This is a genomic window from Bradyrhizobium forestalis (assembly GCF_002795245.1).
Lineage (GTDB): Bacteria > Pseudomonadota > Alphaproteobacteria > Rhizobiales > Xanthobacteraceae > Bradyrhizobium > Bradyrhizobium forestalis.
On record NZ_PGVG01000016.1, the window covers coordinates 40103 to 53626 of the forward strand.

The following is a 13524-nucleotide window of genomic DNA, read 5'->3' on the forward strand; positions in this document are numbered from 1 at the left end:
AGTTATTGGGCGATGGCACGCGCCACGGTCGCTCATCAACGAATGATGTCGAAGCTGTAGTCAGTTTTGCCAAGAACGTTTGTCTTCTTGTCCATCTCATCGAAGATCTTGTCCAGGATCTTCACCAGCACATTCAGGCCGCCCTGATAGCCCCATAGGGGGGAGCGGTGATGGTGATGCCGATCAAAAACCGGAAAGCCGATGCGGATCAGTGGCGTTCCAGTATCGCGCTCCAGATACTTGCCGTAGGTGTTGCCAATCAGAAAATCGACTGGCTCAGTGAACAGGAGTGAGCGCATGTGCCAGAGGTCTCGGCCCGGATAGGCTTGGCAGCCCTGCCCAAATGGCGAGCTTGCAAGCAGCACCTGCATTTTTTCGTGCCATGCCTTGCTGCCATTCGTGGACAGCACATGGGTCGGTTCGGCGCCGAGTTCGAGCAGAAACGCAGCCAACCCATAGCAAAGATCCGGATCGCCATAAATCGCGAACTTCTTGCCATGGATATGCGCGCTGGAGTCAGCGATGGCGTCGACCAGGCGGCCACGTTCTCGCGCGAGTTGCTCGGGAATCTCCTTGCCGCTGATGCGTGACAGCGCCACGATAAAGTCATCCGTTGCGGATAAGCCCACCGGGTAGTTGAAGGATACGACGTCCTGGCCATGCTCAGCCACGAATGGCAGTGTTTTTTCGGTGCACCACTGCTGCATGGAAATCGTCGCCTTGGCGTGAACCGCGTTGGCCGCATCTTCCAGCGTCGTGCCTCCGTCATACATCCGGAATTCGCCGTCTGTCGGAGTATCGAAGACTTCGGAATTATCCGCGAGAATCGTGTGCTGGATGCCCATCAACGCCAAGATGCGCTTGATCTCGCGAAGGTTCCCGACGGTATAGCCATCGAACCCACCAATGATGTTGATCGCCCCGTTCTGCTTGCGCTCCAGCTTCGGCGCTGTTCCGGCCTTACCGTCCCAAAAATGCTCCAGAATGCCCTTGAGCGCATTGTCATAACCGGTGACGTGGCTGCCGACGAACGCCGGCGTATGGGCGAATGGCACGTCGAAGTCTGCCGGCACCGAGCCTTTTTCTTTCGACGTCTTGATGAAGGCGTTTAGGTCATCGCCAATCACCTCGGCCATGCAGGTCGTCGAGACCGCAATCATCTTGGGTTTGTACATGTTGTAGCTGTTGGAGAGCCCGTCGATCATGTTGTTCAGGCCGCCGAATACGGCAGCGTCTTCCGTCATCGACGAGGAGACGCAGGAAGAAGGCTCCTTGAAGTGCCGCGACAGATGGCTGCGGTAATAGGCCACGCAGCCTTGCGAGCCGTGGACGAAGGGCAGCGTGCCCTCAAAGCCAACAGAGGCGAATACGGCGCCAAGCGGCTGGCATGCCTTGGCCGGATTTACCGCTAGCGCCTCCCGCGCAAAGTTCTTTTCGCGATATTCGGCCGTCTTCGTCCATTCCTTGATGCGTTCGACCTCGGCGGGATCGCGAGGATTCTCGAATATCTTCTTCTTGACCAGCATCTGCTGGTATTCTGGACCGCGGAACAGCTCGAGATGATCGAGCACGTGTTCGGCACTCTGCGCCATTGTTGAAGTCCTTCACTATCGAGATTCGTGTCGCCCCGGCTTCCCACAGAGCGCGATGAGTTGGTTTATTCTGCAGCCAGGAGCTTGGCTCTCGAAGCTTCCTTCCAGGGGGCCTTCGTTTTCTTCCAGACCGGCGAGTTGATGGCCATGTCCATGTCGCGCGCAAAGATGGCAAAACCGTCATAGCCGTGATATGGGCCCGAATAGTCCCAGGAGTGCATCTGCCGGAACGGCACACCCATCTTTTGAAAAACGTATTTTTCCTTGATGCCCGAGCCGACGAGGTCAGGCTGGAGCTTTTCGACGAAGTGCTCGAACTCGTAACCATTGACGTCATCGTAGATGAGCGTGCTGTCCTTTACGTAGTGCTGAGCTGTGCGCTGATAGTCATCGTTGTGACCGAACTCGTATCCGGTACCAATGACTTCCATCCCGAGGTCCTCGTATGCGCCAATCACATGACGCGGACGGAGCCCGCCGACGTACAGCATCACCGTCTTGCCCTCCAGGCGCGGGCGATATTTTGCGATCACGGCGTTCACCAGCGGTTGGTACTTTTCAATCACCCGCTCGGCGCCTTCCTTGATCTTGTCGTCGAAATAGCCCGCAATCTTGCGCAGCGACTCTGCGATCTTTGAAGGTCCGAAGAAGTTGTATTCGCACCAGGGGATGCCGAACTTCTCTTCCATGTGGCGTGAGATGTAGTTCATGGAACGGTAGCAATGCAGAATGTTGAGCTTTGCCTTCGGCGTTGCCTCGAGCTCAGCTAGCGAACCGTCGCCAGACCACTGCGCGATCACCCGCAGGCCCATCTCCTCTAGTAGAATTCGCGATGACCAGGCGTCGCCGCCGATATTGTAGTCTCCGATGATCGCAACATCGTACGGCGTCGGCTCAAACGTTGGTTTGCCATCGGACTCGAGCTTGTCGAAAATCCAATCGCGCACCGCGTCGTTGGCAATGTGGTGGCCTAGTGACTGCGACACGCCCCGAAAGCCCTCACAACGGACCGGCACGATGGTCTTGCCGCCATATTCCTTGGATTTTGCTCTCGACACGGCCTCGATGTCGTCACCGATCAATCCGATCGGGCATTCCGATTGGATCGTGATGCCGTTGTTGAGCGGAAACAGCTCCTGGATTTCATCAAGAATTTTGACCAGCTTTTTGTCGCCACCGAACACGATATCCTTTTCCTGGAAGTCCGAGGTGAACTGCAGGGTCACGAAGCTATCGATGCCCGTCGTGCCAACGTAATAATTGCGTCGCGAGCCCCACGAATACTGACCGCAGCCGACCGGGCCGTGGCTGATATGGACCATGTCCTTGATCGGTCCCCAGACCACTCCCTTTGACCCTGCATAGGCGCAGCCTCTGATCGTCATCACGCCAGGTATGGATTTGATGTTGGACTTCACCCCGCAATCTGACTTGCCGGCTTGGTGAACGTTGAGGTGCTTGGCACGCCGTTTCGCGGTTTTCTCCGGATAGACCTTCAGCACCTCCTCGATCAGCTCTTTGTTGCGAGCCCTGATTTCTGCGATGCTCTGGGTCGTGGCGAGACTCATCTGATGTCCTTCAAAGGTTAGCTGTTGCGAGGGCGACTTCTTGAGCAAGACTTTAGCAACGAGCATGCCAGCGTCTCTTGAGCACCAAAAAACATAGCAAACAAAATCGCTTAGCGAGCCTCCTGCGGTGACGGGGGGTGTTGTTGCGAATCCGACATTAGCTTTGGGCAGAGAAAACTCTCGGTTTGGCCCTGTTCGAAATGAAACAAGGCTGCCTATGCGTGAAATCGCCTGCCCCGCCCAATTCTCGAGCGTGTCCGCGATCGCAGTACTCTGCGATCGCGCTCGCCGAAGGCCCTGCACAGGAAGACCGGCCGCAAGAGCGGTTGGCCCAAACAGGCCTGCCAATGCTATCTATGCTTGCCGCGACCGACAGGTGCTTACCTGCTGCGATGCGATGAGGTGCATGACCTCATCCAGCGTTGGCTCGCCGAATCACGAGAACAGCTGCCGCGCCTTGATTAGCGCACGCACGAGCACATCGATCTCTTCGCGTGTATTGTAAAGTCCGAGGGACGTACGGCACGTTGCCAGCACGCCGAAGCGCTCAAGCAGCGGCATCGCACAATGGGTTCCGGCCCGCACCGCTACACCGGCGCGGTCGATGATGGTGGCAACATCATGCGCATGCGCTCCCTTCATATCAAAGGAAATGATCGGTCCCTTGTCGGCCGGGGTCCCGATCATGCGCATGAAATTGATCTCCGCCAGCCTCTCCTGGGTGTACGCGAGCAGTACGCTCTCGTGCCTGCGGATCTGCACCTTGCCTATTGAATTGATGTAATCGATAGCCGCCCCTAAACCGATGGCTTCGACGATCGGCGGCGTACCCGCTTCGAACCGGTGTGGTGGATCACCATAAATGACGCCGGAACGCGAGACCTCGCGGATCATCTCCCCGCCGCCATTGAAAGGGGGCATCGATGCCAAATGCTCAGACTTGCCGTAAAGCACACCGATCCCCGTCGGACCATAGAGTTTGTGGCCCGTCATGACGTAGAAATCGCAATCCATGTCGCAGACGTCGGCGCTCAGGTGGACGCAAGCTTGCGAGCCGTCGACCAGCACCGGGATACCACGAGCATGCGCGATCCTCACCACCTCTTTCACCGGCAATACCGTGCCGAGCACGTTCGACATTTGTGTGATTGCAACCATCTTGGTGCGCGGGGTCAGCAGCCGCTCAAAATCATCGAGCAAGAAGTTGCCCTCATCATCCACTGGCGCCCATTTGATCACTGCACCGAGTCGTTCCCTGAGAAGGTGCCATGGCACAATGTTGGAGTGGTGTTCCATAATCGAGAGAACGATCTCATCACCCGGGGTAATGCGTTCACGCCCAAAAGTTTGGGCGACCAGATTGATTGCTTCCGTGGCGCTCCGAGTGAAGATGATCTCTTCGTTTGAACGCGCGTTCACAAACTGCGCCACCTTGGTACGGGCGCCTTCATACGCCTCGGTCGCCGCGTTAGCGAGGTAGTGCAAGCCGCGATGAACGTTGGCGTATTCGCTGGAGTACACTTGCATCATACGGTCAAGCACCGCGTTGGGCTTTTGCGCGGATGCAGCGTTATCAAGGTAAACAAGCGGCTTGCCGTACACCGTCATGGCGAGCGCAGGAAAGTCCGTACGTAGACGGTTGACGTCGTAACCGCCATTGCTCACGGCGGGATGTGCGCTCATCGCCCCGCCTGCAGCCAGTGTTCAGCTTGAGCTGTCACAAAATCGCGCAGATTCTCAGAAGTGATCTCCTCAATCGACTCGCCAACGAAGGCTTTAATCAGCAACATCTTCGCATCCTTCTCGGATAGCCCCCGAGCGCGCAGATAGAATACAAGACTGTTGTCCAGCGCACCCGATGTCGCTCCGTGGCCGCAGGTCACGTCGTCAGCCAAGATTTCAAGTTCCGGCTTGCTGTCGGCCTCGGCCTGGTCGGATAGGAGCAACGCCCGCGTCGTCAGGTTGGCATCTGTCTTCTGGGCGGCGGGACGAACGACAATTCGGCCCTGAAATACCGAGCGGCCGCAATCGTCGATGACCGCGCGGAACTTCTCCCGACTGATGCAATGTGGCACGGCGTGGTCTACCACCATCGTTGTGTCGGCGTGAAGCTCGTCCCTGATGAGATTAACGCCATTCGCCGAGACCTTGGTTCCCTCGCCAGCCAGCTTGATGAATCCCTGATAGCGGCTGATGGAGCCGCCGCAGGTCATGCTGAAGAGGTCGAGCTTAGCCCCGGCGCCGACTGCGATGATCGCAGACGAGATATTCACGGCGTCAGAGGCAGCGGCTGCGACGCGGATATGCGAAAGGCTCGCCTCGTTACCAACCAGGGCGATTATCGCATCGTTGGCTTGATAGCCGCTCGCGCGTTCAGCCGAGACGAAACTTTCCACGATGGCCGCATGCGCTCCTTTACCAAGCTGTAGATACGAGCGTGTAAAGGTGGACACCGACACTCCGGTTGCGACGTGAACGATTTGAATTGGACGCTTCACCGCGTTGCCGTCGACGACCGTAATCACCAGGCCATCTGTCGCCATTGCGGCGTTTAGCGAGATAGCGGAATCGCTCGTCGTCGACAGCAGCAGACCTGCCATGTCGCCAGGGGCCGAATTCTCCAGAACCTCTCGCAGCGACCGCACAACAACTTGATTTTTCAGCCTGCCGAGATCGGATAGCTCCGGCGCGAATATACCATCCACCAAAACCAGTTTGACCGCCTGATCGACAGATACTCGCTCGGCCGACACCTTTGCGCGCACCAGCGCCTCCGCATCCGGTCGCGGAGCGAGTGGCAGCACCCCGCCGATCAGGGCGCGCAGATCTGTGTATTTCCAGTCCTCCATGCCCCGATGCGGAAGGCCGGTACGCTCGTAGACCTCAAATGCGCTCGCCCGGATTTGGGGGACAAGGCCTCCACCAGGCAGCCGTCCGCGCGCCGCAGCGAAAACATTGCCAATTGCGCGTTCGGGGTCGGCTTTGGGCAAAACCTGCTTCATCGGAGTCCCTAGAGCCGTCAGGCCGCGTCTTCGAATTGGGCGTAGCCAGAAGCCTCGAGCTCCAGCGCGAGTTCCTTGCCGGCGCTCTTCATGATCCGCCCTTTCGACATCACGTGCACAACGTCCGGCATGATATGGTCGAGAAGCCGCCGATAGTGCGTGATCACGATCATCGCTCGTTCCGGCGAACGCAAGGTGTTGATGCCGCTGGCGACGATACGCAGCGCGTCGATGTCGAGGCCGGAATCGATCTCATCAAGGATGCACAGACCCGGCTCGAACAACGCCATCTGCAAAATTTCGTTACGCTTCTTCTCGCCGCCGGAGAAGCCGACATTGACGCCGCGCCTGAGCATGTCCTGGGGAATGTTGAGCGAACCGGCCACCTCGCGGGTTCTTTTCAGAAATTCGGGGGTGGAGAATTCCTGTTGATCCCGCGCCTTGCGCTGGGCGTTCAGTGCCGCCCGCAGGAAGTTCATGGTGGTCACGCCAGGGATCTCGACCGGATACTGGAATGCCAGGAACACGCCCTTGGCGGCGCGTTCATTTGGCTCCATCCGCAACAGGTTCTCGCCCCTGAACAGGATTTGTCCACCGGTGATCTCATAACCGGGCTTGCCGGCGATAACATGCGAGAGCGTCGACTTGCCGGAGCCGTTCGGCCCCATGATCGCGTGCACCTCACCCAAATTGACGTTAAGATCGAGGCCGCGAATAACTTCGCGGTCTTCGACACCAACATGCAAATCTCGGATTTCGAGTAGCGCCATTCTGGTCTGATCCCTGAAATGTCGTCTGGCGAGCCGCCTTCGAGGGCGGCTCGCGGGAGGTTTGGTTATCCGACAGATCCGTCGAGCGAGATCGAGATTAGCTTCTGGGCCTCCACTGCGAACTCCATCGGCAGTTTTTGCAGAACTTGCTTGACGAAGCCGTTGACGACCAGGCCGACAGCCTCTTCCTGGCTGAGGCCGCGCTGGATGCAGTAGAACAGCACGTCCTCGGAGATCTTCGAGGTCGTCGCTTCGTGCTCGAACGTCGCCGAGGAGTTCTTGGCCTCGATGTACGGCACGGTGTGCGCGCCGCATTTGTCGCCGATCAGCAGCGAGTCGCAGGCCGTGAAGTTGCGCGCGCCGGTCGCTTTCCGGTGCGCGGTGACGAGACCGCGATAGGTGTTCTGCGACTTTCCGGCGGCGATGCCCTTGGAGATGATGCGGCTCGACGTGTTCTTGCCGAGATGGATCATCTTGGTGCCGCTATCGACCTGCTGGAAGCCGTTCGAGATCGCGATCGAGTAGAACTCGCCACGCGAATTGTCGCCGCGGAGGATGCAGCTCGGATATTTCCAGGTGATCGCCGAACCGGTCTCGACCTGGGTCCAGGAGATCTTGGAGTTGGCGCCACGGCAGTCGCCACGCTTGGTGACGAAATTGTAGATGCCGCCCTTGCCTTCCGAATTGCCGGGGTACCAGTTCTGCACTGTCGAGTACTTGATCTCGGCATCGTCGAGCGCGACGAGCTCGACCACGGCGGCGTGCAGCTGGTTCTCGTCGCGCTGCGGCGCGGTGCAGCCTTCGAGATAGGAGACGTAGGAGCCCTTGTCGGCGATGATCAGCGTGCGCTCGAACTGGCCGGTGTTGCGCTCGTTGATGCGGAAATAGGTCGACAGCTCCATCGGGCAGCGCACGCCCGGCGGCACGTAGACGAACGAGCCGTCGGAGAACACCGCCGAGTTCAGCGTCGCATAGAAATTGTCCGAGGTCGGAACCACCGAGCCTAGATATTTCTGCACCAGCTCAGGGTGCTCGCGGATCGCCTCCGAGATCGGCATGAAGATCACGCCGGCTTTCTTCAGCTCGGCCTTGAACGTGGTCGCAACCGAGACCGAATCGAACACGGCATCGACCGCGATCTTGCGGCGGGCCGGATCCACCTCGCCTGGCATCGGCTCGACGCCTTCGAGCATGGCGACTTCCCGCAAGGGAATGCCGAGCTTCTCGTAGGTCTTCAGGATCTCCGGGTCGATCTCGTCCAGGAACGAGACCGTCTTCTTCGGCTTCGGCGCCGCGTAGTAATAGAGGTCCTGGAAGTCGATCTTGGGATAGTCAACGCGGGCCCATGTCGGCTCGGTCATGGTCAGCCAACGCCGATAGGCCTCAAGCCGCCACTGGAGCATCCAGGCGGGTTCGTCCTTCTTCTGCGAGATGAATTTAACGATCTCTTCCGACAGCCCCTTCGGGGCCTTCTCGGAGTCGATCAGGGTCTCAAACCCATAACGATACTGGTCGACGTTGATGCGTTTCACGCGATCGACCGTCTCTTGTACGGCTATCATTGCCCACTCCACTCGCGCAACGACAACTCCCGCTGGCGAGGATTCCGCCGCAATCTATCTGACCCGATCGCGCAAGTTGCCGCCGACTCGGGGGCAGCGCGTGAGAGAAACAGAAGACGGATCCAAAAGGCGGCTGTCGATCGCGTTTTCATCATGTTTCGCGCCCGAGCTTCTCTCATCGGCTACTCCACCTATGCCGGCACGCACGTATCGGGCACCGGGCAAACGACGGCGCATTGCGGCGCGTCAAAGTGCCCCTCACATTGAGTACACTGGGTCGGATTGATCACATATATGTCGTTCTTCAGGTTGATCGCGGCATTGGGACATTCGAACTCACATGCACCGCAGACGGTGCACTGGGATGCGATTATCTTGTAGGCCATCACTGCGATTCCATGAGCCAAAGTTGCGGGACGGTCTCTGGCGTTCAAGTCTTGTGCCAGACAGTTGAACTTGATTTTGTCTGGGCTATCTTCGAGAACGCAAGTCGCCGTCTCGACACGGTGTCGCAAATCCTACACCGCGCATGACAGTAGCTTGAGCTCGATCCGTGGTTGGCGCAGGGTCGCTCTCACGGCAGTCAGCGATCAGGTGAACCGCGTTCGCCAGCCTCGGGAACGATCTGCGATCCTTTCTAAGGCCCCTGTGCCGCGGCGATGATGGATGCGCCGCGCGACTTCAAAAAGTTCTCCGCCGGCGTGTCAGGTCGACCCCGAGCCGCATCTTGATGGTTTCACTCACCGGGCAGCGGCGGCTTGGCGACAGCACCACGGTCACCTGTGCAGTCATCACCGGCCCAGTTGGCCTCTCCCCAGACAATCAGAAACGCGGCGATCGGGCCAGACAAAGTCGGTTCGGTGATCGCGGGCCCCGCAGCGGACCGCAGGACGCATTCTCAATTGCCTTGGATTACCTGGCAAAACCTGCATTCATATGCGCTGTATGGACCGAAAGTACATTGCCTGTCGTCGTGCGGGGACGAAGCCAGGCGTCCGTCTGGTGATCCTCCGCTTCGCTACAAGTTCGAAACGCATGCCGGCGCCGGTCAGCAGATCGATGGAGCCGAAAAAAAGCCACCCCGAAGGGTGGCCTAAGTCAGGGAGGAAACGCCCATAGGGCCTCTGGGATCAGGCTGCAGCCTGATCGATCGGTGAGAAGGGGAGCCCGAGGCTTTCGGCCACCGCTTCGTAAGTTAGCCGGCCCCGATGGACGTTGAGGCCTGCGCGCAAATGCGGATTTTCGAGGACGGCGGAAAAGCCCTTGTTGGCCAGAGCCAAACCAAACGGCAGCGTCGCGTTGTTCAAGGCCTGGCTCGAGGTCAGCGGCACGGCCCCGGGCATATTGGCCACGCAATAATGAATGATGCCATCCACATCGTAAGTAGGATCAGCGTGCGTGGTTGGGTGCGATGTCTCAAAGCAGCCGCCCTGATCGATAGCGACGTCCACGAGCACCGCCCTCTTGCGCATCGAGCTCAGCATGCTCCGGCGGACCAGCTTCGGCGCGCTCGCACCTGGAACGAGCACCGCACCAATCACCACATCCGCCGCAAATACCTCTTCCTCCACAGAGTCGATAGTCGAAAATCTGGTGCGAGCGCGTCCTTCGAATAGCTCGTCCAACTCGCGGAGCCGGAGTATCGAACGGTCGATGATGGTCACCTCTGCGCCTAGACCAACCGCCATGCGTGCCGCGTGTGTACCAACGACGCCACCTCCGATCACCACGATTCGGGCAGGCTGAACACCGGGCACCCCACCGATCAACAGCCCTCGTCCTCCTGCACTCCGCTTCAGGGCGCTGCCCGCCGCTTCGATCGCAAGCCTACCCGCGACCTCGCTCATGGGCGCCAGCAGCGGAAGACCACCATGCGGATCAGTTACGGTTTCGTAGGCGATCGCAGTGCATCCAGATTTCAGGAGGCCCTTGGCCTGATCCGGGTCGGGGGCCAGATGCAGATAAGTGAACAGAATCTGATTTTCCCGCAGCTGACACCACTCGGACGGCTGAGGTTCCTTAACCTTTACGATCATCTCGCTCGATGCGAATACCTCAGCCGCGGAAGGTAGAATCGTTCCGCCAACAATGCGATAATCGTCATCGGTTGCACCAATGCCAGCGCCGGCATTGGTCTCGATCATCACGCGGTGGCCTGCTGCCACGTATTCGCGGACAGCTCCCGGGGTAAGGCCCACGCGATATTCGTGCGCCTTGATTTCCTTGGGGACTCCGACCTTCATTTGAAAACTCCCTGCCTAGAGGGCCTTTCTAATCGGAAGCACGCAGCGATATTGCGACGCAGCCGTCAAAACGGCGCAGAAATTCAACGATATTTGACAAGATTCGCGGGATTTCAAACCCACGGGTACCGAGCGGATCGTGTGACCATGCTCGCTGAGCTTAGCCATCGAAACTGCGCGATGGCGATAAATCGTTTCGAATTGCGTTCTCGGCTCGTGGAAAAGCTAACAACCGATATTCAGCACGCCTAAAGAGCGAAGTCGCAGTCTGCCGGTTGGACAGATTGCCCATCTAAGAGATCGTTTCAAAGCTAATGAGTAATGGGAGGTGATGGGTGATGGCTCACGACCATTGATCATAAACTTGGTTTGCAAAAGCTGGACGATGCGCGGCGTGTTAACAGATCCGGGGCAATTGTTCGCCCCACAACCAGTCGACGATTCGTCGACCGCCGAAGCTGGTCGCCATCTGCACGAATTTACGATTGTCAGCCACCGCTTCGCCAATATCAGCTGCGTCGGACCCGAGCGGGTGCGCCTTCATGGCTGCAAGCACGGCATCGGCGAAATCAGGCGCGACGATCGCAACGAGCTTGCCTTCGTTGGCGACATGGATGGGATCGAGTCCAAGGAGTTCGCAGGTAGCCGCAACCGCCGGCTTCACCGGAATGGATGCTTCCTGCAGACGGAACCCGAGTTCGGATTGATGCGCAATCTCGTTGAGGGTTGCGGCAAGCCCACCGCGCGTGGGGTCGCGCATTACCCGGATGCCGCTACCGCCGGCGGCAACCATGACCGCTACGAGCTTATGCAACGCTGCGGAATCCGAGACGACCTCGGTTTGAAAAGCGACATTCTGGCGTTTTGACATGACCGCCACTCCATGATCGCCGAGGCTACCGGAGACCAGCACACGGTCCCCGACCATTGCCTTGTCGGCGGAGAGATCGAGCCCATCGGCCACAATCCCGATCCCGGTCGTAGAGATGAACAGACCATCCGCCTTGCCGCGCTCGACGACCTTGGTGTCTCCGGCAATGATGTAAACGCCGGCACTGCGCGCTGCCGCGCCCATGGAATCCGCGATCGCCTTCAGATCAGAAAACGGGAGGCCCTCCTCGATGATAAAACTGGCCGACAGATAGAGGGGACGAGCGCCGGACATCGCGACATCATTGATCGTGCCGTGCACAGCCAGTGACCCGATATTGCCGCCCGGAAAGAACAGCGGCGAGACCACATAGCCGTCGGTCGTCATCACCATCCTGCCTGCCGCAACGTCAAACGCCGACTGATCATTGCAGCGGGCGAGCCATTCATTACCAAAGGCTTGGTGGAAAAGGCCGGAGATCAGCTGTGCCATGGCCCGGCCCCCGGATCCGTGGGAAAGATCAACTCGTCCGTTCTCGAGGTCGAGCTTGCGTTGATAGCTCTTTACGCTCATGACGTCCGCCTCAACTGTTCATCGCGAACTCGGCCATAGGTCCAATACGCCGCACAAGCGCCTTCCGATGATACCATGCAGGACCCTATGGGAGTTTCCGGCGTGCAGACGGTTCCAAACAGCTTACACTCGACCGGCCGCTTGGCGCCACGCAGGATCGCGCAGCACTCGCACGCCGGATTGTCTGCGACACGCAGGTCGTGGATCGCAAAACGCGCCTCCGCGTCGAATTGCGCGTAAGCCGGTTTCAGCTTCATTCCGCTGTTGGGTACGAGTCCGAGCCCACGCCATTCAAACTGCTCGCGCAGTTCGAATATCTGCGATACCTCGTCCTTGGCGCGCCGATTTCCTTCACGTGTCACCGCACGACTGTATTGGTTCTCCACCTGGTAGCGATCTTCGTTCACCTGCCGCACCAGCATCAGAATCGCCTGCATCACATCGAGCGGTTCAAATCCCGCGATCACGATCGGCTTGCCAAATTGTTCCGCCAGGGGCTCGTAAGGCTGCGTACCGATAATGGTGCTGACATGTGCAGGCCCGATGAAGCCGTCAATTGGAACCCCGCCGGTGTCGCGGATTTTGGGGTTCTCGAGAATGCTGTGCATCGCAGAGGGTGTAAGCACGTGGTTGCAGAACACGCTGAGGCCCTTCAGCCGCTTCTTCTCGGCAATTCGGATCATCACCGCCGTCGGGGGCGTCGTGGTCTCAAATCCGATGGCAAAGAAGACCACCTCGCGGCTCGGTGCCTGTTCGGCGAGCCGGATAGCGTCGAGCGTCGAGTAGACCATCCGAATGTCGGCGCCGAGCGCTTTAGCTCGCAACAGGGACTGTCCTTGCGACCCAGGCGCGCGCATCAGGTCGCCGTAGACGCACAGAGTGACCTCTGGTCGGTCGACAAGCCGGATCGCCATATCGATTCGACTGGCGGGCAGAACGCAGACCGGACAACCGGGCCCGTGGATCATGCGGACGTTCGCGGGCAGCAGATCCTCCAGGCCATATCGGGAGATCGCATGAGTGTGCCCGCCGCAGAATTCCATGAACCGATAGGCTCTTTGCGAACTAACCTCGGCGCCAATCGCACGCGCAATTCCCTGCGCGATGGCCTTGTCGCGAAATTCGTCGGCATATTTCATGATCGGCGTTCCCCTGCGCTGCCTAGCTCCTGCAGCAGCTCCAGCGTGCGCTCGGCTTCCGTCGGATCGATCTTGGCCAGCGCATAGCCAACATGGACAAGGACGCAATCGCCGACCTCGAGCTCGTCGACGAGAGCAATCGATATCTCCAGGCTGATGCCATCGATGGACACTATGGCCATGTCGTTGGGAAGAATCTTCGCA

At 58.7% G+C, this 13524-nt stretch carries 11 protein-coding genes; all 11 read right to left on the reverse strand.

Going from position 1 to position 13524, the window contains the following annotated elements:
* Positions 1-35: 35 nt before the first annotated feature.
* The 11 genes from nifK to CVM73_RS19990 all read right to left on the reverse strand — a co-directional run bounded on the left by nifK (position 36) and on the right by CVM73_RS19990 (position 13502).
* Positions 36-1592 (reverse strand): nitrogenase molybdenum-iron protein subunit beta, encoded by a 1557-nt coding sequence (gene nifK, locus CVM73_RS19940; RefSeq protein ID WP_100233579.1) that lies wholly within the window; start codon positions 1590-1592, stop codon positions 36-38.
* A gap of 65 nt (positions 1593-1657) precedes the next feature.
* Complete coding sequence (gene nifD, locus CVM73_RS19945; RefSeq protein WP_100233580.1) at positions 1658-3160, reverse strand: nitrogenase molybdenum-iron protein alpha chain; 1503 nt, start codon at positions 3158-3160, stop codon at positions 1658-1660.
* A 435-nt stretch (positions 3161-3595) separates the two neighbouring features.
* A complete protein-coding gene (locus tag CVM73_RS19950; RefSeq protein WP_100233581.1) occupies positions 3596-4843 on the reverse strand; it encodes a cysteine desulfurase in 1248 nt (415 codons plus the stop codon).
* The gene (gene sufD, locus CVM73_RS19955) at positions 4840-6162 is read right to left on the reverse strand and encodes a Fe-S cluster assembly protein SufD (RefSeq protein WP_100233582.1); all 1323 of its coding nucleotides are present in this window, start codon (positions 6160-6162) and stop codon (positions 4840-4842) included. Before sufD ends, CVM73_RS19950 begins: the two co-directional genes overlap by 4 nt.
* Positions 6163-6179: 17 nt before the next feature.
* Entirely contained in the window at positions 6180-6932 is a 753-nt protein-coding gene (gene sufC / locus CVM73_RS19960) for a Fe-S cluster assembly ATPase SufC (protein WP_100233583.1), read from the reverse strand.
* Between the two features lie 65 nt (positions 6933-6997).
* Positions 6998-8494, reverse strand: a complete 1497-nt coding sequence (gene sufB / locus CVM73_RS19965; RefSeq protein WP_100233584.1) for a Fe-S cluster assembly protein SufB — start codon at positions 8492-8494, stop codon at positions 6998-7000.
* Between the two features lie 191 nt (positions 8495-8685).
* Positions 8686-8880, reverse strand: coding sequence for a 4Fe-4S binding protein (locus tag CVM73_RS19970; protein WP_091956552.1), 195 nt, complete (start codon positions 8878-8880; stop codon positions 8686-8688).
* Between the two features lie 744 nt (positions 8881-9624).
* Positions 9625-10737 carry an alanine dehydrogenase gene (gene ald / locus CVM73_RS19975; protein ID WP_100233585.1) on the reverse strand — a complete coding sequence of 371 codons (1113 nt, stop codon included), beginning with the start codon at positions 10735-10737 and terminating at the stop codon, positions 9625-9627.
* 397 nt (positions 10738-11134) lie between these two features.
* Positions 11135-12181 (reverse strand): hydrogenase expression/formation protein HypE, encoded by a 1047-nt coding sequence (gene hypE / locus CVM73_RS19980; protein WP_100233586.1) that lies wholly within the window; start codon positions 12179-12181, stop codon positions 11135-11137.
* Entirely contained in the window at positions 12178-13320 is a 1143-nt protein-coding gene (hypD, locus tag CVM73_RS19985; protein ID WP_100233587.1) for a hydrogenase formation protein HypD, read from the reverse strand. Before hypD ends, hypE begins: the two co-directional genes overlap by 4 nt.
* Entirely contained in the window at positions 13317-13502 is a 186-nt protein-coding gene (locus tag CVM73_RS19990; protein ID WP_347338465.1) for a HypC/HybG/HupF family hydrogenase formation chaperone, read from the reverse strand. Before CVM73_RS19990 ends, hypD begins: the two co-directional genes overlap by 4 nt.
* Positions 13503-13524 lie beyond the last annotated feature (22 nt).

Bases quoted from the DNA above. Each gene is read 5' to 3' on its own strand.
- hypE (WP_100233586.1), bottom strand. From the start codon at position 12,181: ATGAGCGTAAAGAGCTATCAACGCAAGCTCGACCTCGAGAACGGACGA.
- nifK (WP_100233579.1), bottom strand. From the start codon at position 1,592: ATGGCGCAGAGTGCCGAACACGTGCTCGATCATCTCGAGCTGTTCCGC.
- CVM73_RS19950 (WP_100233581.1), bottom strand. From the start codon at position 4,843: ATGAGCGCACATCCCGCCGTGAGCAATGGCGGTTACGACGTCAACCGT.
- sufC (WP_100233583.1), bottom strand. From the start codon at position 6,932: ATGGCGCTACTCGAAATCCGAGATTTGCATGTTGGTGTCGAAGACCGC.
- nifD (WP_100233580.1), bottom strand. From the start codon at position 3,160: ATGAGTCTCGCCACGACCCAGAGCATCGCAGAAATCAGGGCTCGCAAC.
- CVM73_RS19990 (WP_347338465.1), bottom strand. From the start codon at position 13,502: ATGGCCATAGTGTCCATCGATGGCATCAGCCTGGAGATATCGATTGCT.
- ald (WP_100233585.1), bottom strand. From the start codon at position 10,737: ATGAAGGTCGGAGTCCCCAAGGAAATCAAGGCGCACGAATATCGCGTG.
- sufD (WP_100233582.1), bottom strand. From the start codon at position 6,162: ATGAAGCAGGTTTTGCCCAAAGCCGACCCCGAACGCGCAATTGGCAAT.
- sufB (WP_100233584.1), bottom strand. From the start codon at position 8,494: ATGATAGCCGTACAAGAGACGGTCGATCGCGTGAAACGCATCAACGTC.
- hypD (WP_100233587.1), bottom strand. From the start codon at position 13,320: ATGAAATATGCCGACGAATTTCGCGACAAGGCCATCGCGCAGGGAATT.
- CVM73_RS19970 (WP_091956552.1), bottom strand. From the start codon at position 8,880: ATGGCCTACAAGATAATCGCATCCCAGTGCACCGTCTGCGGTGCATGT.